Source organism: Mesorhizobium sp. M0898 (assembly GCF_040319695.1).
GTDB lineage: Bacteria > Pseudomonadota > Alphaproteobacteria > Rhizobiales > Rhizobiaceae > Mesorhizobium.
In genome coordinates this window covers 44,894-66,873 of sequence record NZ_JAMYOE010000018.1, presented here as the reverse complement: position 1 = coordinate 66,873, position 21,980 = coordinate 44,894, and the positions used below count along the sequence as shown (strand labels likewise).

Here is a 21,980-nt window from a genome sequence, read left to right as displayed (position 1 = left end):
GCAAAAAACGCCGCGTCGCGTCATGTTGGCAAGAAATAAGGCACGTTTGCGGCTATGGCTACCGCCAGAGAATAAATCCTCTGTTACGCCGGCTATCCCTGCACCGGCCCTACTGGCCGGTGCTTGGCTGAGCCGCCGGTGGCGCGGGAGCGGCAGGTGCTGGCGGTGGTGCCGCCGGTGCCGCAGGCGTTTCCTTGCTGTCCGGGTCGCGGAAGAAGCGGAAGAACTCGGAATTCGGCGACAGCACCATCGTCGTTCCTGCGCTGTTCAGCGCCGTGCCATAGGCATTCATCGACCGGTAGAAATCGAAGAAGGCCGGATCGCGCTGATAGGCCCCGGCAAACGTCGCGCTGCGCTGGGCTTCACCTTCACCGCGCAGGATTTCAGACTCTTTCTGCGCTTCGGCGACGATTTCGACCACTTCGCGGTCGGCGCGAGCCCTGATCCGCTGCGCTGCCTCGTTGCCGCGCGCCCTCAGCCGCTCGGCTTCGGCGAGACGTTCGGCCTTCATGCGGTCGAAGGTCTGCTGCGAGACTTCGGCCGTGAGATCGGTGCGGCGGATGCGGACATCCTCGATCTGCAGGCCAAGCGAGGTGGCATCAGGCCTCAGCTGATCGCGCACCTCGCGCATCATCACGGCGCGCTCTTCCGAGAGTGCCGCCTCGAAGTCGCGCAGGCCGTAGACGCGGCGCAAGGCAGCGTCGAGACGCGTCCTCAGCCGGGCCTCGGCCAGTTCGATCTGACCGGAAACCGCGGCGCGGAACACACGCGGGTCCGAGATACGATAGGCGATAAAGGCATCGACCTCATAGAATTTGCCGCCCGAAACCTGGACACGGATGTTGTCGAGGTCGAAGCGCAGGACCCTGTTTTCGATCAGCTGGACGGTGTCGGCATCGAAGAAGGAGAATGGCGCCTTGAAATAGATGCCCGGCTGGTTCTTGACGTCGACGATTTCGCCGAACCTGAGCACCAGCGCCTGCTGGCGCGCATTGACGACGAAGACCGACGAATAGAGCAGGAACAGGATGACCGCGGCGATGACCGCAATGACGGGAAGACGGTTGGCCATCACTGGTTTCCTCCGGTGGCCGGTGCCGGCGCCTTCTGCTGCAATGCCGGCAGCGGCAGGTAGGGAACCACCCCTTGCCCGTTGCCTTGCTCGACGATGACCTTGCTCGAATCCTTCAGCACCCTCTCCATCGTCTCCAGGTAGAGCCGCTTGCGCGTCACTTCCGGCGCCTTTGCATATTCGTCATAGACCGAGATGAAGCGCTGCGCCTCGCCTTCGGCCTCCTGCACGACCCGGTTCTTGTAGGCGGCCGCGTCTTCGCGGATCTGTGCGGCCGCACCGCGCGCCTGGCCGAGCTTCTGATTGGAATACTGATTGGCCTGCTCGACGAACTTGTCCTCGTCCTGTTCGGCCCGCTGCACCTCGTCGAACGCGTCTGCCACCTCGCGCGGCGGCGCGGCGTCCTCGATGGAAATTGCGTTGACGTTGAGGCCGGCCTTGTAGCCGTCCAGCGTCGTCTGGATGATCTCACGCACCGACGCCGCAATGCCTTGCCGGTCGTCGCGGAAAATGTCCTGCGCCGGGCGCCGGCCGACCGCTTCGCGCATCGCGCTTTCGGCGACCTGCTGCAGCATGCCGCCCGGGTCGGACACGTCGAACAGATAGGCCTTCGGGTCGGAAACCTGATAGGCCACCGAGAATTGCACGTTGACGATGTTCTGGTCGCCGGAAAGCATCAGGCCATCGCCGCTGGTGCTGCCGCCGCCGATGCTGACAAGCTGCTCGGCGATGTTAGCGGTCTCGACCGTTTCGATGGGCCACCAATGGAAATGCAGGCCCGGCTGCGACAGCTCCGCCTTCGGCTTGCCGAACCTGAGCTCCACCGCAACTTCATCTGGCTGGACGGTGTACACTGCCTTGAACGCCCATAGCACCACCAGCGCCGCGGCAATCAGCCCGAACACGGCAGGGCTCGCGCCACCGCCGCCCGGCAGCGCGCGCCGCAACCGGTCCTGCCCGCGCCGGATAATATCCTCGAGATCGGGAGGCGAGCCCTGCGGGCCGCTGGGTCCTTTTGGTCCCTGACCCCAAGGCCCCTGATTGTTGCCGCCGCCCCACGGGCCGCCGCCGCCGCTCTTGTCGTTCCAGGGCATGAATGTCCTTTCGCTTGGAATTCCCTCAAGCGCCGGCTCACCGGCGCAAAATCCAATATTATTCTTCTATAGGGATGCGACGGCACGCTTTCAACGCGATCGGCTGCCGCCACTGTCCGCCTTTGGGTCCATCTAGACCTGTCGCGACCCCTTTGTCGCCTTCAATGCACGTCGCGGCGCCGCTCGTAAACCGAATAGCGTGTCGCATGGCTGTCCTTTTCGCCAGCCTCCACCTCCTGCGAGCGGACGATCCGCCACAGCGCCGGATCGATCGGCGGGAAATGGGCATCGCCGTCGACCGCGGCCAGAACATGGGTCACGTGCAGCCGATCGGCCAACGGCAGCGCCTGAGCGTAGATTTCGCCGCCGCCGATGACGCAGATCTCGTCGGCGCCGGCCATGCAGCGCCCGCGCACCGTCGCCAGCGCGATTGCGTCCTCGATCGAGTGCGCGACTTCGACGCCCTCGGCGCGCCATGCCTTGTCTCGTGTCACCACGATGTTGAGCCTGCCCGGCAATGGGCGGCCGATGCCTTCATAGGTCTTGCGGCCCATGATGATGGGCTTGCCCATCGTATCGGCTTTGAACCGCTTGAGATCGGTGGACAGCCGCCACGGCAACCCACCCTCGCGCCCGATCACGCCGTTCTCGGCGATGGCGACATAAATCGCGAGGTTCATCAGCCGCCGTTTCCGCCATCCGATGGCTTCAGCAGCAATATGTCGATGTCGTGCTCGGGGTAGAAGTTCTGCGCCTTCATCTCGAACGTCGTCGGTCCGATCTTCCTGACGTTTTCGCCGCAAAACGAGACCAGGTTCTTCGCATCGCCCTTGTCGACGGTCAGCTTGAAACTGCCGATGTTTCCCGACGCCCAGTTGCCGCCCGTGGTCAGGATATAGGCGATGCGGTTCTCGAAATATTTGGGATAGCCGTCGGGATCGTCCTTGGCTGCCTTGCGCACGGCATTCTCGAAGGCATCGTCCATGCAGTAGCGTGTCTTGTAGGCGGCATACTGACCCTGGAACTGGCCGTCATAGAAGAAGCTGACCGAGGAGGTGCCGCCGACGCTCGGCTTGTAGCGATGCGAGACATGGACCGCCTTGTTGGCCGGAAACGTCGAGCGCCACCAATAGGTCGAGCGCAATTGCCAGAACGGCGTATAGACGGTCTTCATGCCCGAACCGTCGTCAGCAGTGTCCTCGATGATGATGCCGCGGTTGACCCAGTCGTCGGCGACCGCTTGCGGCAGCTTTGCCAGCGCTGCCTTGGCCGCATCGCCGAACGGATAGAACGGCACGCCCTGCGCCTTCAGGTCAGCGCCGATGTCGATGCCGAGCGCGAACACCTTCTGCTCGAGCTGCGGCTTTGCCGGCTCCCCGTCGATCGTCACTTCGAAGCCGAGGAAATTGTCGCTCTGCGCCTCCGGAATCGCTGGTATTTCTTCGGGGTCGCCTTCGATGTCGGGCATCGGAAAGGCGACGATCGCATCGACATCCTTGTCGGTATTGTTGCGGAAGACGTAATCGACCATCACTTTTTCCGGCGAGATGTAGAGATCCTCGCTTTCCATCGCCACCGCATCGCTGCGCGAAAGAATCAGCCCACCGGTGCCGAGTTCGGCGACCGAATCATTGGCGAGCGCAGGCGTAGCCGAGAGCGCCAAGGCTGCGGTCAGGACGTAACGGAACATGGAAACTCCCCCGGCGAGAATGCCAACATGACTCTAGCTGTTCAATGTGGCGTTTCAAAGCCTTTCGGCAAATGCGCCAGCGCCTGCCGGCATGTCGTGTCGGTCTAGACACGCCGGTCCCGATCGGGCAGGAGTTCGCCCATGCGCAAGCTTCTCGTCATCGGCATCGGCGCCGGCAATCCGGAGCACATGACGGTCCAGGCCATTAACGGTCTCAATCGGGCCGACGTGCTGTTCATTCCCGACAAGGGCGCCAAGAAGAACGATCTCGCCGAATTGCGCCGCCAGATCTGCGACCGCTTCGTCATTAATCCGGACTCGCGCCGTGTCGAATTCGACGTGCCGGTGCGCGCCGAGCCGGCGCCTTCCTACCGCTCGACCGTCGACGACTGGCACGAGGCGATCGCCGCGATCTACGAAGGCCTGATCCGCGACGAACTCCCTGAAGATGGCTGCGGCGCCTTCCTGATCTGGGGCGATCCGTCGCTCTACGACAGTGCGCTGCGCATCCTTGAGCGCGTGCGCCTCAGAGGCAATGTAGCGTTCGAGCTGGAGGTCGTCCCTGGCATCACCGCCATCCAGGCACTCGCAGCCAGCCACAAAATGGCATTGAACCGGATCGGCGACGCCATTTTGATCACCACCGGCCGCCGGCTCGCCGAGGAAGGTCTGCCCGAAAACGCCGGCAGCACCATCGTCATGCTGGACGGCAAATGCGCCTTCAACACGCTGGACGACAACGACGTCACCGTTCACTGGGGCGCCTATCTCGGGACGCCTGACGAGATCGTCATCTCGGGCCGGATTGGCGACGTCGGCGACAAGATCGTGACCACCCGTGAGCAGGCCCGCCGGAAAAAAGGCTGGATCATGGACACCTATCTGCTGCGCAAGCCGGGCGAGCCTAAGAAGTAACAGGGATCACACGCGGCATGAATTCCGCCGGCGTCACGCTGCGTCGATCTCGGCCTGCAGCGCCTCCATATGCGCCGCCGCTGCTGAAGACGCAGCCCGCTCGATCGCGCGGAAGCGGCTGACCACAGCAAGCCCGACCGACGTCAACTGGGCGCCACCGCCTTTTTTGCCGCCCGTCTGTGCCGCAACCAGCGGCTTGCCGAACACGCGGTTCATGTCTTCGACCAGATCCCAGGCGTGCTTGTAGGACATCTCCATGCCGCGTGCCGCGGCCGAAATCGAGCCGAAGGCGGCGATCTGTTCCAGAAGCTCGATCTTGCCCGGTCCGATGCGGCCATCTGGATCGAGATTTATCCGCAAACTCAGCGACGGCATTTGCTCCTCCGCGGTCACGCTATTCTACAAGTTCCGCGGCGATACCGCTATTCCAAAACGATATAGCGAATCATCGGCCGTTCACTCATCCGCCTCGGCGGGCAGGCCGGCGCCGGTATTCGCCCGGTCGAAGCTGACCGTCTTGACCACGGCGAAGGCCTGTCGACCAAGCCGAAGCCCCAGTGTCTGCCGCGACTGTTCTGTGATGCGGGCAAGCACGGTTGCGCCATTGCAGTCGAGGCCGATCTCGACGGTAGGCCCTTCGCCCGGCTCTATCGCCACGATCGTGCCCGGCAATATGTTGAGCGCGCTGAGGCCAACCGGCTGCTCGGTGGCGATCATCACGTCGCGGGCACGGATGCGGACGCGCACCGGCGCACCGACTGGCGTTGCCAGAAGCGGCACCCGGATCTCGCCCGCCAATGAGCCTAGCACCGTCATGCCGAAGGCTTCGTCGTGGCGCAGAACCGCGGTATCCAGCACGGCACCGCCCTCGCCGCGCTCTTCGGCCGGCAATAGATCCAGACGCTGCATGATCGCTCCGGTCGGACCGGAAGCGGCGACCTTTCCTTGCATCAGCACCACGACGTCGCTCGCCAGCCGCGCCACTTCGGCGATCGAGTGGCTGACATAGACGATCGGAATTTTCGTCTCGTCGCGCAGCCGCTCGATGTAAGGCAAGATCTCGGCCTTGCGCGCCTCGTCGAGCGACGCCAGCGGCTCGTCCATCAGCAGCAATTTCGGACTGGCAAGCAGCGCCCTGCCGATTGCCACGCGCTGCTTCTCGCCACCGGAGAGTTTTGCCGGCCGCCGATCGAGCAAATGGCCGATCCCGAGCAGTTCGACCACGCCATTGATATCGGCGTAACGCTCGGCAGCCGGCGTGAACCAGCGGCCATAGCGCAGATTGCTCGCCACGCTCATATGCGGAAACAGCCGCGCATCCTGGAACACCATGCCGATCCGCCGTTTGTGCTTCGGCACGAACAGACCGGCATCGCTATCAACCAGCACGCGGCCCTCGGCCGCGATGCGACCTTTGTCGGGGCGGATCAGCCCGGCAATCAAATTGATCAGCGTCGTCTTTCCGGAGCCGGAAGGCCCGAACAGCGCAGTCAGCCGCCCGGCGCTTTCGAAGCGGGCATTGACGGTGAAATCGCCAAGCCGGTGGCTGATGTCGACCTGAACCGTCATTCGATGTCCATCCGCCGGCCGACGCGCCGCGCCAGCACTTCCGAGGCAACAAGTGCCGCCATCGAGATGACGATCGAGATCAGCGTCAGCCTGAGCGCGCCGGCGTCGCCGCCGGGAACCTGCGTGAAAGTGTAGATCGCCGACGGTAGCGTCTGCGTCTCGTTCGGGATGTTGGAGACAAAGGTGATCGTCGCGCCGAATTCGCCCATCGCCTTGGCGAAGGAGAGGATCGCACCGGCGATCAGCCCGGGCAGGATCAGCGGCAGCGTGATCGTGCCGAATACCCATAGCGGATTGGCGCCGAGCGTGCCGGCGGCCGCCTCGATTTTGCGGTCGACGGCCTCGATCGACAGCCGGATGGCCCGCACCATCAGCGGAAAGCCCATCACGCCGCAGGCGAGCGCGGCGCCAGTCCAGCGGAAGGAAAAAACGATCCCGAAATGTTCGGCCAGGAAAGCGCCGGCCGGACCACGCTTGCCGAAAGTCAACAGCAGCAAATAGCCGGTCACCACCGGCGGCACGATCAGCGGCAGATGCACCAGACCATTGAGCAGCGTCTTGCCCCAGAACTGGCCGCGGGCAAGCACAAGAGCGATCAGGACGCCTGGCGGCAGGCTGGCAATCATCGCCACGGTCGCCACCTTGATCGACAGCCGGACCGCATTCCATTCGTCGGGAGCGAGATCCAGCAGCCAGTTCATGTGCGGTGCCGTACGTCAGTTGCTCGGCGCGAGGATTGTAAAACCTTGCGCCTTGAAGAGTTCGCCAGCCTTGGCGGATTGCAGGCATTTCAGGAATGCCGGCGTATCCCTGCTCTTCGAATCCGCAAGCTGGGCGACTGGATAGATGATCGGCGGATGGGTACCCGCGGGGAAAGTGCCGACCACCTTCACGCCAGGCTCCGCATGCGCATCCGTGGCGTAGACGATGCCGAGTGCTGCCTCGCCGGTCGACACCAGCTTTAGGGCGGCGCGGACATTCTCGGCCTGCGCCACCTTGCCTTCGACCGAAGACCAGGCACCGAGCGATTCGAGGGCTGCCTTGCCGTATTTGCCTGCCGGCACAGCTTTGACATCGCCCATGGCAAGTTTGCCGTCACCGACGAGCTTGGCAAGATCGAAACCCTTTTCGATCCTGGTTTCAACCTTGGAATCCCGCGGCGCAACCAGCACGATCTGGTTACCGAGCAGTTTCACTTGGGTTTCGGGCTTGGTCAGCTTCCTGTCGGCAAGATATTTCATCCAGTCGAGATCGGCCGAGATGAACAGGTCTGCTGGCGCGCCGCTTTCAATCTGCCTCGCCAGCGCCGAGCTCGCCGCGTAGGAAATGGTCGCCGCCTCGCCGACATCGGCCTCGCAGGCCTTGTTGACGGCATCGAGCCCATCCTTCAGGCTCGCCGCGGCAAACACGACCACCTTGTCATCGGCATGGGCCGCCGGCACCGCGGCCATCAGGATGGCGGCGAGACCCGCGATGGCAATCGTCGTCGAACCTTTGCGCGCCAGCATGAAACTCTCCTCGTCTCGGAACGCCCGAAGCCGTCCATCGATATATCCATGTGAACATAACAAGGAAAGGCTCTTTACCGCCTACGGCATTCTGAGCTGAGGTTTTCCCGGCCTGCGATAATCTTCGTTGGATACAGCGGCACCGAGGCCGACGGAAATATTCACATGAAAATCAGCGACCAGGGATTGAGCGTCAAGTCGACGTCGGCCAATAAAGATGGATGCTGACAACGCCCGAGGGCGTAGCCGCAGTAGGCAATGTCGACATGCACAGTCAGCTATGGTGCTAGACCGCGATCGGTGCCTTGATCGTCGCGTCGGCGAAATAGTTCTCGAGCCGGAAATCCTCGAAGCGGAAGGCAAAGAGATCCTTCACCTCGGGATTGATCCACAGCGTCGGCAACGCCTTGGGCGTGCGCCGCAATTGTTCGCGCGCCTGCTCGAAATGGTTCGAGTAAAGATGCGCGTCGCCGAGCGTGTGGATGAAATCGCCGGGTTTCAATCCGGTCACCTGCGCCACCATCAGCGTCAGCAACGCATAGGAAGCGATGTTGAACGGCACACCGAGAAAGATATCGCCCGAACGCTGGTAGAGCTGGCAGGAAAGCTTGCCTTCCGAAACATAGAACTGGAACAGGCAGTGGCAGGGCGGCAAGGCCATGGCCTCCACCTCGGCCGGGTTCCACGCCGAAACGATCAGCCGCCGCGAATTAGGATTTTTGCGTATCTCCTTCAGAAGATTCGCAATCTGGTCGATGGCGCCGCCATGGCCGTCCGGCCACGACCGCCATTGTTTGCCATAGACCGGGCCGAGATCGCCGTTCTCGTCGGCCCACTCATCCCAGATCGAGACGCCGTGATCGTTGAGATATTTGATGTTGGTGTCGCCGGCCAGGAACCACAAAAGTTCGTGGATGATCGACTTCAGGTGCAGCTTCTTGGTGGTGGTGACCGGAAAGCCGCGGGCCAGGTCGAAGCGCATCTGGTAGCCGAATACCGAGCGCGTTCCGGTGCCCGTGCGGTCGCCGCGATCAGCGCCGTTTTCCAGCACATGCTTCAGAAGGTCGAGATACTGGCGCATCGGCTCCGGTCCGATTCGGGTTGTCAGCCATCATAGCCGAATGACCGTCGGCCGAACACAGCAAAGCGAGACGATTCCAGCAGAAGTCTCACCAGCACCGGCGGCGAGGTTGCTCAGAGCGAGCCGAGCATGCCCAGATCCTTGGCGACGAGGTAATAGAATGTCACCCGGCTCTTGCTGTTGTCGGCCGCCATAGCCTTGCAGGTCTTTTCGATAGCCGCATCCGCCTTGGCACCGTCGGTGACGCCGAGCTTGCCGGCGACCCAGCTGTTCCTGACGCGCTTCAGTTCCTCCGGGTCGGTGCAGGACACTAGCGAGGAATCGCGGTTCCTGAGCGCGATGCCCAGATGCTTGACGATCTTGGCGACCGCGTCGGCATCCGCCGCCGCATCATACTTCTTTACGTCTGCGAGATAATCGGCCATCGAATTTCCCCTCGTCGGCGCCACGGGATCCGGTCGATGAGGATTGTGGCGCGCTGCCGCAAGTATGCGCTAGGTCTCCTCACCGCCACAAAGCTTCGGTTGAGACCGGCTGCAAGTCAACCCTTCATGATCCACTTTGGCGCGGACGAAAGTGGCATTCCGGCCTTTCATTTTCCACCGCCAGTCCCTATATTCGCTTCGTCGGCTCGACCGACTATGGCGATAAACAGGCGATGAAATAAGCCGTTCGGACCCGGGGGCGGTACCCGGCGCCTCCACCAAAAACCGCTGCTCAGGAGCGGCTTTTGCTGGGGGCGAAATAGGATCGACGAAGGTGTAAAGATCGTACTTTTGCCCGGCATTGTACCACCGTTATCGGGCTAAACTTATAGTTGCCAACGACAACTATGCGGAAGCACGTCTCGCCGCGTAAGCGGTGCGATAGCTTCAATTCAAGCCCTAGTGGTTCGCACTTCTAGGCGGGGTTCGGAGGTACCTGGCAACAGAAACCTCCATTTCTCCCCCTTTTTGATATGCGCAGCCGCAGGCTCGCCCGATATGTGCAGCTGCGGGCTTCGGCTTTTTACGCCCTGATACGCCCTGGCGCCGCGGCGTTCATACCAGTCCCTGGCTGATCGTTTCGATCGCGCTGCCAAAGGTCTCGTCGGTAGCCTCATATGACAGAAGCATCTCATTGTGCGCCCTGCCCGTCCTGATCATCGGAAAACAATTGGCGAGCTTGGCAACACGACAGTCAAGGAGCACCGGCCGGTCCACATCGATCATTTCCTGGATCGCATCATCAAGGTCGGCTGGTTTGTCGCAGCGCAGGCCGACCGCTCCGAACGCCTCGGCCAATTTGACAAAATCGGGCAAAGCCTCGGAATAGGAATGCGCGAGGCGGTTGCCGTGGAGAATTTGCTGCCACTGGCGAACCATGCCCATATATCCGTTGTTCAGGATGAAGACCTTGATCGGCGCGTCGTACTGGACTGCCGTCGACATCTCTTTCATGGTCATCTGAACCGATGCGTCGCCGGCGATATCGATGACGAGGCTGTCCGGATGTGCGATCTGCACGCCCAGCGCCGCCGGCAGGCCGTAGCCCATCGTCCCGAGGCCGCCCGAACTCATCCAGCGGTTCGGCTTTTCCAAGCCGTAGAATTGGGCCGCCCACATCTGATGCTGGCCCACTTCAGTGGTGATGTATGTGTCGCGATCCTTCGTCAGCGCGTAGAGACGCTGCACCGCATATTGCGGCATGATCACATCCTTGTTCATCTCGTAAGAGAATGAATTCCGTGCGCGCCAGCCGACGATCCTTCTCCACCAGTCCTGGAGGCGGCCTCCATCCGGTTTCTGAGGCAATGCGCGCCATAGACGAACCATGTCATCCAGAACATTGCCGACATCGCCTTGTATGCCGATATCGACGTGGACGTTCTTGTTGATCGAGGACGGATCTATATCGATATGGATCTTGCTGGAGTTCGGCGAAAAAGCGTCCACACGCGAGGTCACGCGGTCATCGAAGCGCGCGCCGACACAGATCATGACGTCGCAATCGTGCATCGCCATGTTCGCCTCATAGGAACCATGCAGACCGACCATTTTGAGCCAGTTCTTGCCGGAGGCGGGGTAAGCCCCAAGGCCCATAAGCGTCGAGGTGATCGGAAAGTCGGTCAGTTGAACCAACTCCCGCAGCAATCTCGATGCTTCCGGGCCGGAATTGACGATGCCGCCGCCGGCATAAATAACGGGACGGCTGGCATTGGCCATCAATTCTATCGCCTGGCCGATCTTGCCGATATCGCCCTGCAGCTTCGGTCGATAGTTCTTCAGCGCGACAACGTCTGATGGCGGCGTGTACACGCCGGATGCAAACAGAACGTCCTTTGGCATGTCGACGAGAACAGGCCCCGGTCGCCCCGACCGGGCGATGTGGAACGCCCTATGGATTGCTGACGCCAGGTCATTGACGTCTTTGACCAAAGAGTTGTGCTTGGTGCAGGATCGCGTGATGCCAATCGTGTCACATTCCTGAAAGGCATCGGAGCCGATCAATGTTGTCGGCACTTGTCCGGACAGACAGACGATCGGTACTGAATCCATCAACGCGTCCTGCAGGGGCGTCACGGCATTCGTCGTGCCTGGGCCTGATGTAACCAACATCACGCCGACCTTGCCCGTGGACCGGGCATAACCCTCCGCGGCATGGCCGGCGCCCTGTTCGTGGCGCACGAGGATATGCTTGATGTCGTCCTGCTGGAATATCTCGTCGTAGATCGGCAATATGGCCGCGCCGGGATAGCCGAAAATATGCTCCACACCATTGTCTTTGAGTGCGCGGAGAACGATCTCCGCTCCTGTCATGCGTTTGCTCGTATGCTGAATGGAATTATCGCTTGTCATGGTTCTGTCCCGTAGCGTGATGAGGATGGGTTGACGGGGCGTCGCCGAAATCGGGCGTAAGAAGAATTTCGGGCATAAAAAAAGGCCCCGTCGGGAGCCTGTTTGTCGCGCACGGGTGGCTGTCGCCGGATGGTTACACCATCCTGCCCGTGCGCTTTCCTACCACTGCAAGAACCATTGCGATCTTCATGATGATCGCTGCTACACAGAAAATCGCGCATCGTCAACGTCTCAGGCTGAGGCGTCTCAGGCTGAGGCGAAAGCCCAAGGGCCTCCCATCATCGGAACCTCCGATGGCAGTATTCGTTTCTTCCCGTTTCCCTTCTTCCACGCCTTTGCGGGACAAGGCCTCAGTTTCTCGCCGCGTGTGGTCATGCCCGGCGAGCTGCCTCATGGAGAGATAAGATGAACCAGGAAACCACACCAAAACACGAACGCATCCTGATCGTTGGCGGCAGTTCCGGTATGGGGCTGTCGCTTGCCGAACAGCAGCTTGCCGCCGGCGCCGAGGTTACGATCGTCGGCCGCTCCGAGAACCGGTTGTCGGCCGCACGGCAGCGCTTGCCTCACCCGGAAAGGCTGAGGACGATCGCAGCCGACGTCACAAGCGAGGACGAGGTCCAGCGCCTGTTCCAGGATGTCGGCACGCTCGACCACATCGTCTCGACCGCCGCCGACGTTACCGGCGTCTATGTGTTGCTTCCCGAGATGGATATCTCGGTGGCGCGGAAAGTGATGGATTCCAAAGTCGTCGGACCGCTTCTTCTTTCCAAACATGGCGCGCCTCGTCTGACGCCCGGGGGATCGATCACGCTGACCTCGGGCATCGCCGCCTATCGTCCGGCGGTGAAAGGCTCGGTGGTGGCAGCCGTTAATGGGGCACTTGGCTCACTCGCCTACGCGCTTGCCGTCGAACTGGCGCCGATCCGCGTCAACGTCGTTTCGCCCGGCTGGGTCGACACGCCGATTTGGGATGCCGTCGTCGGCAGCGGAAAGACAGCCGCGCTGGACGCCATGGCAAAGCGTCTGCTCGTCGGCCGGATCGGCCAGGCAGCCGACATTGCCCAAGCCATCACGTCCCTCATGCACAACGGCTTCATCACCGGAACCGTGCTTCATGTCGATGGTGGCCAGCGACTGGTCTAGCGATGGCCAAAATTTCGCGGACCATTGCAAGGAACAGCCGCAGCACCGGCGCTTGAATGCGGCGGTGGCGCCATACCATGGTGACCGGCGTCACCGGGCTGCTTCCGACCCAGGGCAGCACGACGATATTGGCGTCAGCCGCGGAAGCCACGAGACGCGGGACCAGCGCGCATCCAAGACCGCCTTCAACAAGGCTCCGTATCGCGCCCATGCTGGCGAACTCGCCGACGAGTTTTGGACGGTCAGGCAATGTTGCGGCAAACGTTTCGTCGAACATCCGCCTATAGACGCAACCGGGCTGGGTGACGAGGAAGGCCTCGTCGGCCAGATCGTCGGGCGTTATGGCAGAATATCCGGCCAACCGGTGATTTGCCGGCATTATGGTGACGAGCTCTTCTAATGCCACTTGCTCGCTTCGCAGCTCCGGCGGCGCCGCCGGGACGGCTCCGAAATGGAAAGATACGTCCAGCGCCCCGCTTGTCACGCCGGCACGCAACCCACTGCTATCGTCCGCCCTGAGGTTCAGTTCCACATCGGGATGGCGCCGATGGAATTCCGCCAGCACAGCTGGCAAGCGTGTCGAGCAAAGCGTCTCCAGGCCGCCGACAGTCAGGCGACCGGCAACCGTGCCGCTCGCGTCGGCGACTGCGGAACGGGCTTCGTCCGCGAGGTCGAGGAGATCGTTTGCATAGTCCAGCAGGCGTTGTCCCGCCGCCGTCAGCTTCAAGCCACGCCGTGATCTGTCGAACAGCGACGTGCCTAGATCGCTTTCCAGCGCCTGGATCTGTTCGGTCACGCTCGATTGGGCAAGATGAACCCGCTCGGAGGCGCGTGTGATGTTCAAGGTGGTGGCGACCGCCACGAAGGTTTTGAGATGTCGAAGCTGCATGTCCTGAACCCGTCATATAGGCATAGGCTGCTTTGAACCGGGACCGCAAACGTGAAAAGGCCGGGAACATCGCCCGGCCTTTTTGTCTCGATAAGCGAAGTTTACTCCGCCGGCGCTTCCGCGACGTCCCGGCTGCGGCCGAGCGTTATTTTGGCCAGTGTGAAGGAGATCGCCGCGCAGAGCGTGATGCCCGCCACCATCGGCAGCGGCGTGCCGTCGAAAAACACGCCGGCGACGCCCATGGCGACCGCGCCGATGGCGAAGTGCAGCGTGCCCATCAGCGCCGACGCGGTACCGGCGATCTCGCCATGCTCTTCCATGGCCAGCACCGACGTCGTCGGGATGACCAGGCCGAGAAAGCCGTAGCCGATGAACAGCAGCGCCGCCATCACGTCGAGCCGGTCGACACCCGATGCCATCACCGCGAACAGCACCACCATCGTCGTCGCATAGCCGGTCACCGCGACGCGCACCACGCGCTGCAGCCCGAACCGCTCCGATAGCAACCCGGTCAGCTGCGACATGCCGATGAAGGCAACCGCATTGATCGAGAAGAACACGCTGTAAACCGAAGGCGACAGGCCATAATGGTCGATCAGGATGAAGGACGAGCTCGACAGATAGACGAAGAAGCTCGCAATGCCGAAGCCGGCGATAGCCGTCAGGCCAAGGAAGTTGCGGTCGCCCATCAGGAAGCGGTAGCCGGAAAGTGCCGTCCCGAAGGACGACCCGGCGCGCTCCTCGACCGGCCGTGTCTCCTTGAGCGAGGTCGCCAGCAGGATGGTGGCGAGCACGGCCGCGCCCGTCACCGTCCAGAACACGGCGCGCCAGCCGAAATTCTCGATGATCTGGCTACCGGTCAGCGGTGCCAGGATCGGCGACACCGAAAACACAAGCATCAGCAGCGACATCAGCTTGGCGGCCTCGGTGCCGGTATGCAGATCGCGCACGATCGCGCGCGGCACGGCCATGCCGGCGCTGGCGCCGAGCCCTTGCAGGAAGCGGAAGGCGATCAGCCATTCGATCGAGGGAGCCAGCGCCGAGCCGACGCCGCCGACCATGAACAGCGCCAGGCCGCCGTAGAGTGGCAGCTTGCGGCCGACCATGTCGGAGATCGGTCCGACGACGATCTGGCCGAAGCCCATGGAAAGAAAGAAGATCAGCAGGCTCATCTGCACCGCAGCAGTGCCGGCATGCAGATCCTCTCCGATTGAAGGCAGGGCCGGAAGATACATGTCGATGGCAAACGGGCCGATCGCGGACAATAGGCCGAGCACGACCGCAATGCGGAGGAATTTGGCGTTCATGATAGCAGGCTCTTTCGAATTCTGGTTGCCGCCGAGGACCGGCGTGTAACCCTAGGACGTTCCATCCCGTGGAGTTCCGACTCTTCTGCGGAACGAAACCCCTTCGTGCAAGTCCACAAATTTAGACAGGCTTGTCTAATTCGTCAACCACCTCTATATAGTTTTGCATGAAGGCCAACGTCTCTCCTGACATTTTCCCGCCGCGAGGCCACGAGGCCAAGCGCATGTCGATTGTCGATGCCGCCGCCTCGGTCTTCTGCCGCGAAAGCTTTGCCGGTGCCAATATCGACATGATTGCCGCCGAGGCCGGCGTCTCCCGCCAGACCATCTACAATCATCACGGCGACAAGGAGAAACTCTTCGTTGCCATCGTCCGCGACCTCACCGAACGTTGCAATGCCGGCATCTTTGCCACGATTTCCACTTTTCCCGATCAGCCGAAGGATCTCGAGGCCGACCTCATCGCCTTTGCTGTGCGGATGAACCACAACTGCATCTGCAACCGCGACGGCAAATTCCTGCGCAAGCTGATCCAGACCGAGGGCGGGCGCTATCCCGAGTTGTTCGCCGAATGGCGCGAAGAAGGACCGGGCAGGACATGGCCGGCGATCGCCGCCCGCTTCGCCCGCCTCGCTCATGCCGGCTTCCTTGATATCGACGATCCCGATGTCGCAGCGCGCCAGTTCATGGCGCTTGCCAATGCCGAGTTGCAGACGACATTCATGCTCGGCGGTACACCGACCGAGGACGAGGTGGTGCAATCGGCGACAAATGGCGTGCGCACCTTCCTGCGCGCCTTCGGCAAGCGGCAGCCTATGGCCCGGGCGAGCAAACAGGGCGCGCTCGCCAGCGCTTGACGATCAAAGCTGTTTGACGATCAAATCGTCGCCAATGGGCTTCGCTTCCGCACGCCGGCGATCTATATCCGGTTTACGCCGCGCTCAAGCTTGATTACAGCTATCAGGACGATTCAACGGAACCCGACAGCCACATGGCCGACGACCACATCCGCTACGACATTCTGGCCCAGGAGGCGTTGCGCGGCGTCATGCGCAAGGTCCTGGCCGAAGTCGCGCGCACCGGTCTCCCGGGCAACCATCATTTCTTCATCACCTTTCTCACCGGCGCGCCGGGCGTGCGCGTGTCGTCGCGGCTGCGCGAGCGCTATCCCGAACAGATGACCATCGTCATCCAGTTCCAGTATTGGGACCTGAAGGTGAGCGACACCGGCTTTGAGGTCGGGCTGTCGTTTTCCGACGTGCCGGAGAAACTGGAAATCCCGTTCTCGGCAGTACGCGGCTTTTACGACCCGTCCGTCAACTTCGAGCTCGAATTCGACGTCAAGACCGATACCCCGGCGGAACAGGAGACAAAGGCCAAGCCTGCTCCCGAACCGCTGGCCATCGTCGCCGAGAAAAAGCCCGAGACGAAGAAGAAAACCGCCGAGGCGGAAAAGAAGCCTGCCGCGGCCGACGCCGGCGCCAAGGGCGCCGACGTGGTGTCGCTTGACGCCTTCCGCAAGAAGTGACCCGACGGGCGGCGTGACATGGCCGAGATCGTCAATCTCCGTCAGGCACGCAAGCAGAAGGCGCGAGCCGAGAAGGAGCGCCTGGCCGAACAGAACCGGGCGCTGCATGGCCGTTCCAAACCCAGCCGGGATCGCGACCGCCTGATCGCCGACAAGGCCGATAAATTCGTCGCCGGCCATCGCCGCGAAAATTCGGGCGATTCGGACAAATCCGATGCTTGAAGTGTGAGTAGGATCGTCTCGTGAGCCCGGTGGAAAAGCGCTCGGTCACCATTCGCGGCCACCGCACCAGCTATTCGCTCGAAAAGCCTTTTTACGACGACCTGGTCGCCATCGCGGCCGTGCGAAAACTGACGCTCGCCGCCCTTGTCGCCGAAATCGACGAGAGCCGCCCGCGGGATGCCAATCTCTCCTCGGCGCTCCGGCTCTATGTGCTGGATTGGGCCAAGCGCGGCAAGTTGTAGCCTTCAGGCAACGCTATCCTGTTTCCTGCGCCGGATACGGAAGCCCAGCAAAGCCGAACGGTCGCGTTCTTCGGCCTGCCAAGCGGCGTATCCTGCAGTTTCAGGTCGGCGAGCGTGAACTGGCCAAAATAGGCGATGTTCGTGGCAAGCCGGATCAGCTTCAAGAGGGCAATGCCGGCAAACAACCCCGCCGTCGCAACCACCACCGCTATGCCGGCAATGAGCAGCACCCGGGCATCGGTGGTAAAATCGCGCAGATGGCTGGGGTTGGCGTGATCGGACTTCATTTGCAGACCCTGCTTTCTGGCGGCGTGCCGACTTGCGGATGGGTCGCCGGCCGTGCCACCGAGGATGGCGGGCACGAGCGATGTTGGTGACACCACGCCAGCATCAGGCCCTGCTTGCAATCAAAGGGTTTCCCGGCGGAGGGCCAGTGACCATTGGCGACCTCGCGGAGCGCCTGCGCATCCGCCATCACAGCGCAGTGGAATTGGTCAACCGTCTTTGCGAAGCCGGGCTGGTCGCGAGGGACCACGACGAGGAGGACCACCGCCGCGTGCTGCTGCGGCTGACCCAGCGCGCCGACGACAGTCTCGCCGATCTGTCAGCCGCTCATCTCGACGAACTCGGGCGGATCGAGCCGATGCTGAAGCGCTTGCTTGCTGGAGGCGACACATAAGGGATGCGCCGTCACCCGCCATTCAGCGATTTCAGCAGATCGTCGATCGACGAGGGATCGAGCTTGAGCTTTGGCGGGGGCTGCACTGGCGGTGGCACGTTGTTTGCGGCCGGTGGCTCCCGTTCCGCGCGCTCCGCCGCGGCCTTGCGTTCGGCGTCGAGCCTTGCCTTCTCTTCCGAGGCGATCCGCAACGCCTCTTCCGCCCTCTGGCGTTGCTGTTCTTCGGCCTGCGCTGCTTCCTCGGCAGCCTGTTGCGCCGCCTTGGCTTTGGCTTCGGCATCCGCTGCGGCCTTTGCAGCCGCCTCGGCTTTCGCCCTGGCCTCGGCTTCGGCTTTCGCCGCTGCATCCGCCTTTGCCTTGGCTTCAGCCTGTGCCCTGGCCTCCGCTTCGGCTTGGGCCTGCGCCTCAGCTTCGGCCTTTGCCTTGGCGTCCGCTTCAGCTTTCGCTTTGGCCTCAGCCTGCGCCCTCGCCTCGGCATCCGCCTGTGCCTTGGCGTCCGCTTCTGCCTTCGCCTTGGCTTCAGCCTGCGCCCTCGCCTCGGCTTCGGCCTGGGCCTGAGCCTCGGCTTCGGCCTTTGCCTTGGCGTCGGCCTCGGCCTTCAGCCGCGCTGCTTCCTGTTGCCTGCGCAGTTCCTCCGCCGCTCTTTCACGCTCGGTTTGCAGCGCAGCGTAGTAGCGCACCTCACGCCGCAGCCTTTGTTTCTCGAGCAGTGCGGCTTGCATGGCTTCGACCCGCTGCTGCTCCTTTTCCAGCGCACGCTGGGTCAGGAACTGTGCCAGCGGCTCGCTGTCGAACTGCCGCTTGGTGGCGCCAAACGGCCCGTCGACGCTGAAATTCAAAATCGGTTCGGAGCCGACCAGCGCCTCGTCGCCGGGCCGATAGGCGATCTCGCCCTTGGCATCGACGGTGCTGGTGTTCAGATCGGCGGTGATGTCAGCGGACAGCGTCGCGCCCGGGCTTTCGAATTTGACCGGCGGCGCCCTCAGCGTGCCGCCGGCGATGGTGAAGGCAATATCGGTGTCCTGCGCCGGAAAACTGCCCGCCGCGGCGATCTGCGGCACAAAGCCGGCAGTCTTCGAGGCGTCGATATCGCGCCCTATCGCATCGGCCTTGGCGATGAATGCGCCAAAGGCATCAGGATTGAAGCCGGCAATAGTCATGCCCTTGAGCGTTGCCGTGCCGGAACCGGACAGCGCCGCAACCATCGCGTCGACCGATTTGCCGCTGGTCGAAAGCGCCGTCGAGAACTCGCCGCTTCCGCTGATGCCGGCCTCCGGCAGCACGGCTGCCAGGTCGGCGCCGGCGAGTTTCATCTGACCGGAGAAAAGCCCGGTGCCGTCATTGTTCTTGAGCTCGAACAGGCCACTCAACGCGCCGCCGAGGAACTTTGCCTTGAGGTCAGACACGCGGATGCCCTCCTGGTCGAGCTGCAGCGACAACGCAGCGTCATAGGCGGTGGCAAGCGGGCCGGCGGCAAGCGACGCCGCCGTCAGATCGAGATCGGCGGTAAATGGCAGACTGGATTTCTGGCTGAACGGTGCCGTCGGCCAGGTCCTGTCATTGACAAGGAAGGCCTGGTCGCCGAACAGCATCACCGCCATCGGATCGAGGTCCAGCTCGTCCAGCGACAGCGCGCCGGCAAGATGCGGCAGCCCCTCTTTGATGTCGATATTTACGTCACCGGAAACCGCCGCTTCGTTGACGGCGCCGCTGAGGCCGCTCAGCACCAGGAGACCATTGCCGTAATCGGCATCGGCTGCAAGCGACGTCGACATGCCGGTGCCCATGCCGGGCAGGCCGACCCCGGTCGTCATCAACCATGGCTCGATGTCGGCCGTTTCAAGGCTGACCTTGCCCTTGGCGGCCGCGCCTTGAGGCGTGTCGGCAATTGTCCCGTCGAAACCAGCTTTGAAGTCATTGCCGGCCAGGCTGAATCGTGTCGCCAGGCCGCCGCCAAGCGTGCCTTTGGCCGAGACCTCGGTGGTCGCCTCGCCGAGCATGCCGAGTGGCAGCGCCGGCAAACCGTAAAGCGCCAGCAGCGCCGTGGCGTCGGCATTCCTTGCGTTGAAGGTCAGCGTCACCGGTGCTTCGAGAGGCCGGTCGAGCGCCCCTTTGCCGGATAACGACGCCGAAAAGGCCGAGCCACCGGCCTTGCCCTGTGCGCTCATTGCCAGTCCAGTCGTACCATCGCCATTGTCTGCGGCACTCGTGACCGCATCGATACGCGCATCCTGGAACAGCTCGGGATAGGCAGCAGCACGCTCCGCCAGGCCCTTCAGCAGTGCATTGCCGGGATAATGCTGGACGGCGACGTCGATCAGCGGCTTGAGGTCGACGGCGACCACCGAGGCGTCGAGCTTGCCGGTCGGGCTCGCCGGGAAATCCTTGATCCGGCCGGTGGCGCTGATCGAGGCGCCGGCAAGTCCGCCGACCGACAGTCGGTCGATCTCAAGCAGCCCCTCGCGCAATCTAAGCGCGGTGTCGACGCTATCGGCGGTCAACCCGCCGGCGCTGACCGGCCCGGCCTTGATCTGGAAATCGAGGTCGCGGTCGGAAAAGCGGTTGGCGCCCTTGTCGCTGACGAAGATCGAGGCGAAGGCGGCGAGCCCATCGACATCGAGTTCGCCACCTTCCAGTTGCATAAGCACCGATGGCCTTGTGTCGTCGGGCTGGCTGGAATCGATGCGGCCGGAGAACTTCGCCTTGCCGAGGATGAGTTCGAGATCGCTGAAGGCCTGGTGCTTCTCGCTCAAATCCACCTTGGCCTTGAAGCCGGCGGCCGGCAAGCGGCGGATCGCCTCGTCGACGTCCTTCGACAGCCATGCGGCGAAGCCGGAGGGCTGCGCCACCGCCAGAAGCAGCGATCCGGTGAAACCGAAATGGTCCTCGACGCTGACCATGCCGGTGGCTTCCAGCTTGGCGCGGCCGGGCAGCGTGGCGGCCAGCGATTTTACCGACCAGCCGCCCTCGGCTGGCTCGGCGGACAGGTGCACGTCGCGAACGGTGGTATCGCCTGCCACCACCGCCGGCAGTTTCACCTCGACCGTGCCCGGTATGGTCGGCTTCGGCAGATCGAGCAGCGCCTGCTCCAGCGCCGCCACCCGCTCGGACAGCGTCAATCCGGCACCGGCCGCCGCCCCCACGGCCTCGTCGAACTGCACCTGCGCGCCATTGGCCTCGATCGAGAAATGCGGCTTCAGCCCAAGGTCGACCGCAGCCTTGCCGTCGGCGGTGTAGGGATTGTCGCGTGGCCCGGTCTCGAAGCGGAATTCGTCGACGCCGAGCTTCTGGTGGTCGAGCGAAAACTTGCCGTTCAGCCTGAAGCCCGGGTCCGGTTTGCCGGCGCTGACTTTCAGCGCCTCGCCGCCGGTGCCCAGCTGCCGCGCCGCAGTCTGGTCTGCGCCCGATATCTTGAACTGGCCCGAATAGACGGCGGCGCCCTCGACGAGGCCCACATTGCCGTCGGTCTCGATGACCAGCGGATAGGCGTCCGGATCGGCCTTGAGCCTGAGCCGCATTTGCCCGTCCGGTTCGGCCTTGCCGGTGGAAGCGGCGATCGTGGTCCGCAACCCGTCCAGCAACAGCGAGCCGTCCAGCCGCCAGGGGCCGGCCAGCGACTTGGCCGAGATCGTCGAGTTGATCTCGGAAATAAGATGGCTGCGCCCGCCGGCGGCGTGGCTGAGCGCTATCTGTCCTTCCGTCACCGTCAGCTTCTCGATGGAGATCTGGCCGGGATCGAAGGGCGAGGACGGCCGTATCGTCCAGTCGACCGTGCCGTCGGCGGCGATGTCAATCGTCGCCTTCGGCCGCACCAGGCGCATGTCGAAGATCAGCACCTCGCCGCGCAGGAATGGCGCGAGTTCTGCATCCATCGAAAAGGTTTCGACGGTCATCGCCGGCTGGCCGTTAGGGCCACCGGCAACGGCGACGTTGGAAAAGGTCACCGAGGGGAACGGCAACAGCCTTGCCGTCGCATCGCCTCGCACGGTCACCTTGCGGCCCAGGACGGCACTCGCCTCGCGCTCGAAATCGGCACGGTAACCTGTCCAGTCGACAAAGTACGGCACCACCAGCGCCGCACACAGCACCAGCACGAGAAGCCCACCGAAGATCACGAACAGGCGTGCGAGCATAAACTCCTGGATAGTTGATTGAAAGTCAGTGGCACTCTACCCGCATCAGCGTGTCGATAAAGAGGCAA

General features: G+C 62.8%; 21 protein-coding genes, 1 other RNA gene and 1 pseudogene. 8 read left to right on the top strand and 15 right to left on the bottom strand.

Annotated elements, in window-relative coordinates; translation table 11 throughout:
• Nucleotides 1–109: 109 nt before the first annotated feature.
• From hflC to NKH90_RS19310, 4 genes are all read right to left on the bottom strand, one after another.
• The gene (hflC, locus tag NKH90_RS19325; RefSeq protein WP_352471620.1) at nucleotides 110–1,072 is read right to left on the bottom strand and encodes a protease modulator HflC; all 963 of its coding nucleotides are present in this window, start codon (nucleotides 1,070–1,072) and stop codon (nucleotides 110–112) included.
• Nucleotides 1,072–2,166 carry an FtsH protease activity modulator HflK gene (hflK, locus tag NKH90_RS19320; protein ID WP_352471619.1) on the bottom strand — a complete coding sequence of 365 codons (1,095 nt, stop codon included), beginning with the start codon at nucleotides 2,164–2,166 and terminating at the stop codon, nucleotides 1,072–1,074. The genes hflC and hflK overlap by 1 nt, the downstream gene beginning before the upstream one ends.
• A gap of 161 nt (nucleotides 2,167–2,327) precedes the next feature.
• Complete coding sequence (locus NKH90_RS19315; protein WP_352681742.1) at nucleotides 2,328–2,846, bottom strand: dihydrofolate reductase; 519 nt, start codon at nucleotides 2,844–2,846, stop codon at nucleotides 2,328–2,330.
• The gene (locus NKH90_RS19310; protein WP_352681743.1) at nucleotides 2,846–3,856 is read right to left on the bottom strand and encodes a DUF4424 domain-containing protein; all 1,011 of its coding nucleotides are present in this window, start codon (nucleotides 3,854–3,856) and stop codon (nucleotides 2,846–2,848) included. The genes NKH90_RS19315 and NKH90_RS19310 overlap by 1 nt, the downstream gene beginning before the upstream one ends.
• Nucleotides 3,857–3,997: 141 nt before the next feature.
• Here NKH90_RS19310 and cobF point away from each other — a divergent pair, with 141 nt between their 5' ends.
• On the top strand, nucleotides 3,998–4,771 hold the full coding sequence (cobF, locus tag NKH90_RS19305) for a precorrin-6A synthase (deacetylating) (protein WP_352820440.1): 774 nt from the start codon (nucleotides 3,998–4,000) through the stop codon (nucleotides 4,769–4,771).
• Nucleotides 4,772–4,804: 33 nt separating this feature from the next.
• Here the strand turns inward: cobF and NKH90_RS19300 are convergent, their stop codons facing one another.
• The 6 genes from NKH90_RS19300 to NKH90_RS19275 all read right to left on the bottom strand — a co-directional run bounded on the left by NKH90_RS19300 (nucleotide 4,805) and on the right by NKH90_RS19275 (nucleotide 9,354).
• Nucleotides 4,805–5,146 (bottom strand): winged helix-turn-helix domain-containing protein, encoded by a 342-nt coding sequence (locus tag NKH90_RS19300; RefSeq protein WP_023676697.1) that lies wholly within the window; start codon nucleotides 5,144–5,146, stop codon nucleotides 4,805–4,807.
• 81 nt (nucleotides 5,147–5,227) lie between these two features.
• Nucleotides 5,228–6,340 (bottom strand): molybdenum ABC transporter ATP-binding protein, encoded by a 1,113-nt coding sequence (modC, locus tag NKH90_RS19295; RefSeq protein ID WP_352820439.1) that lies wholly within the window; start codon nucleotides 6,338–6,340, stop codon nucleotides 5,228–5,230.
• Nucleotides 6,337–7,041 (bottom strand): molybdate ABC transporter permease subunit, encoded by a 705-nt coding sequence (gene modB, locus NKH90_RS19290; protein ID WP_352614324.1) that lies wholly within the window; start codon nucleotides 7,039–7,041, stop codon nucleotides 6,337–6,339. Before modB ends, modC begins: the two co-directional genes overlap by 4 nt.
• 15 nt (nucleotides 7,042–7,056) lie before the next feature.
• Nucleotides 7,057–7,848, bottom strand: coding sequence for a molybdate ABC transporter substrate-binding protein (gene modA, locus NKH90_RS19285; protein WP_352471611.1), 792 nt, complete (start codon nucleotides 7,846–7,848; stop codon nucleotides 7,057–7,059).
• A 286-nt stretch (nucleotides 7,849–8,134) separates the two neighbouring features.
• The gene (locus NKH90_RS19280; protein ID WP_023676701.1) at nucleotides 8,135–8,929 is read right to left on the bottom strand and encodes a thymidylate synthase; all 795 of its coding nucleotides are present in this window, start codon (nucleotides 8,927–8,929) and stop codon (nucleotides 8,135–8,137) included.
• A gap of 113 nt (nucleotides 8,930–9,042) precedes the next feature.
• The gene (locus NKH90_RS19275) at nucleotides 9,043–9,354 is read right to left on the bottom strand and encodes a DUF2853 family protein (RefSeq protein WP_023676702.1); all 312 of its coding nucleotides are present in this window, start codon (nucleotides 9,352–9,354) and stop codon (nucleotides 9,043–9,045) included.
• Nucleotides 9,355–9,515: 161 nt separating this feature from the next.
• Here NKH90_RS19275 and ssrA point away from each other — a divergent pair.
• Nucleotides 9,516–9,871, top strand: a transfer-messenger RNA (tmRNA) gene (gene ssrA, locus NKH90_RS19270).
• Between the two features lie 98 nt (nucleotides 9,872–9,969).
• Here the strand turns inward: ssrA and NKH90_RS19265 are convergent.
• Complete coding sequence (locus NKH90_RS19265) at nucleotides 9,970–11,766, bottom strand: acetolactate synthase 3 large subunit (RefSeq protein WP_352820436.1); 1,797 nt, start codon at nucleotides 11,764–11,766, stop codon at nucleotides 9,970–9,972.
• A gap of 405 nt (nucleotides 11,767–12,171) precedes the next feature.
• On the opposite strand from NKH90_RS19265, the gene NKH90_RS19260 reads away from it, so the two are divergent.
• Nucleotides 12,172–12,912 (top strand): SDR family oxidoreductase, encoded by a 741-nt coding sequence (locus tag NKH90_RS19260; RefSeq protein WP_352820434.1) that lies wholly within the window; start codon nucleotides 12,172–12,174, stop codon nucleotides 12,910–12,912.
• Here NKH90_RS19260 and NKH90_RS19255 read toward each other — a convergent pair.
• Together NKH90_RS19255 and NKH90_RS19250 are read right to left on the bottom strand one after the other, a co-directional pair.
• Nucleotides 12,866–13,801: a LysR family transcriptional regulator gene (locus tag NKH90_RS19255; RefSeq protein ID WP_352501028.1), complete on the bottom strand. Its 936-nt coding sequence runs from the start codon at nucleotides 13,799–13,801 to the stop codon at nucleotides 12,866–12,868. The two genes, NKH90_RS19260 and NKH90_RS19255, sit on opposite strands and share 47 nt — an antisense overlap.
• A 101-nt stretch (nucleotides 13,802–13,902) precedes the next feature.
• On the bottom strand, nucleotides 13,903–15,108 hold the full coding sequence (locus NKH90_RS19250) for a multidrug effflux MFS transporter (RefSeq protein WP_023676705.1): 1,206 nt from the start codon (nucleotides 15,106–15,108) through the stop codon (nucleotides 13,903–13,905).
• 167 nt (nucleotides 15,109–15,275) lie between these two features.
• Between NKH90_RS19250 and NKH90_RS19245 the strand changes: the two genes are divergently transcribed.
• From NKH90_RS19245 to NKH90_RS19230, 4 genes are all read left to right on the top strand, one after another.
• A complete protein-coding gene (locus NKH90_RS19245) occupies nucleotides 15,276–15,965 on the top strand; it encodes a TetR/AcrR family transcriptional regulator (RefSeq protein ID WP_352456524.1) in 690 nt (229 codons plus the stop codon).
• A gap of 134 nt (nucleotides 15,966–16,099) precedes the next feature.
• Entirely contained in the window at nucleotides 16,100–16,636 is a 537-nt protein-coding gene (locus tag NKH90_RS19240) for an SspB family protein (protein ID WP_023676707.1), read from the top strand.
• A gap of 18 nt (nucleotides 16,637–16,654) precedes the next feature.
• Entirely contained in the window at nucleotides 16,655–16,858 is a 204-nt protein-coding gene (locus tag NKH90_RS19235; protein WP_023676708.1) for a DUF4169 family protein, read from the top strand.
• Between the two features lie 20 nt (nucleotides 16,859–16,878).
• Nucleotides 16,879–17,100 carry a ribbon-helix-helix domain-containing protein gene (locus tag NKH90_RS19230; RefSeq protein WP_352450079.1) on the top strand — a complete coding sequence of 74 codons (222 nt, stop codon included), beginning with the start codon at nucleotides 16,879–16,881 and terminating at the stop codon, nucleotides 17,098–17,100.
• Here NKH90_RS19230 and NKH90_RS34875 read toward each other — a convergent pair.
• Nucleotides 17,064–17,387: a hypothetical protein gene (locus tag NKH90_RS34875; RefSeq protein ID WP_502895654.1), complete on the bottom strand. Its 324-nt coding sequence runs from the start codon at nucleotides 17,385–17,387 to the stop codon at nucleotides 17,064–17,066. The genes NKH90_RS19230 and NKH90_RS34875 overlap by 37 nt on opposite strands.
• An 86-nt stretch (nucleotides 17,388–17,473) precedes the next feature.
• On the opposite strand from NKH90_RS34875, the pseudogene NKH90_RS19220 reads away from it, so the two are divergent.
• A pseudogene (locus tag NKH90_RS19220) lies at nucleotides 17,474–17,779 on the top strand (MarR family winged helix-turn-helix transcriptional regulator); the annotation flags it as partial.
• A gap of 11 nt (nucleotides 17,780–17,790) precedes the next feature.
• Here the strand turns inward: NKH90_RS19220 and NKH90_RS19215 are convergent.
• Complete coding sequence (locus NKH90_RS19215; RefSeq protein WP_352501031.1) at nucleotides 17,791–21,912, bottom strand: AsmA family protein; 4,122 nt, start codon at nucleotides 21,910–21,912, stop codon at nucleotides 17,791–17,793.
• Between the last annotated feature and the right edge of the window lie 68 nt (nucleotides 21,913–21,980).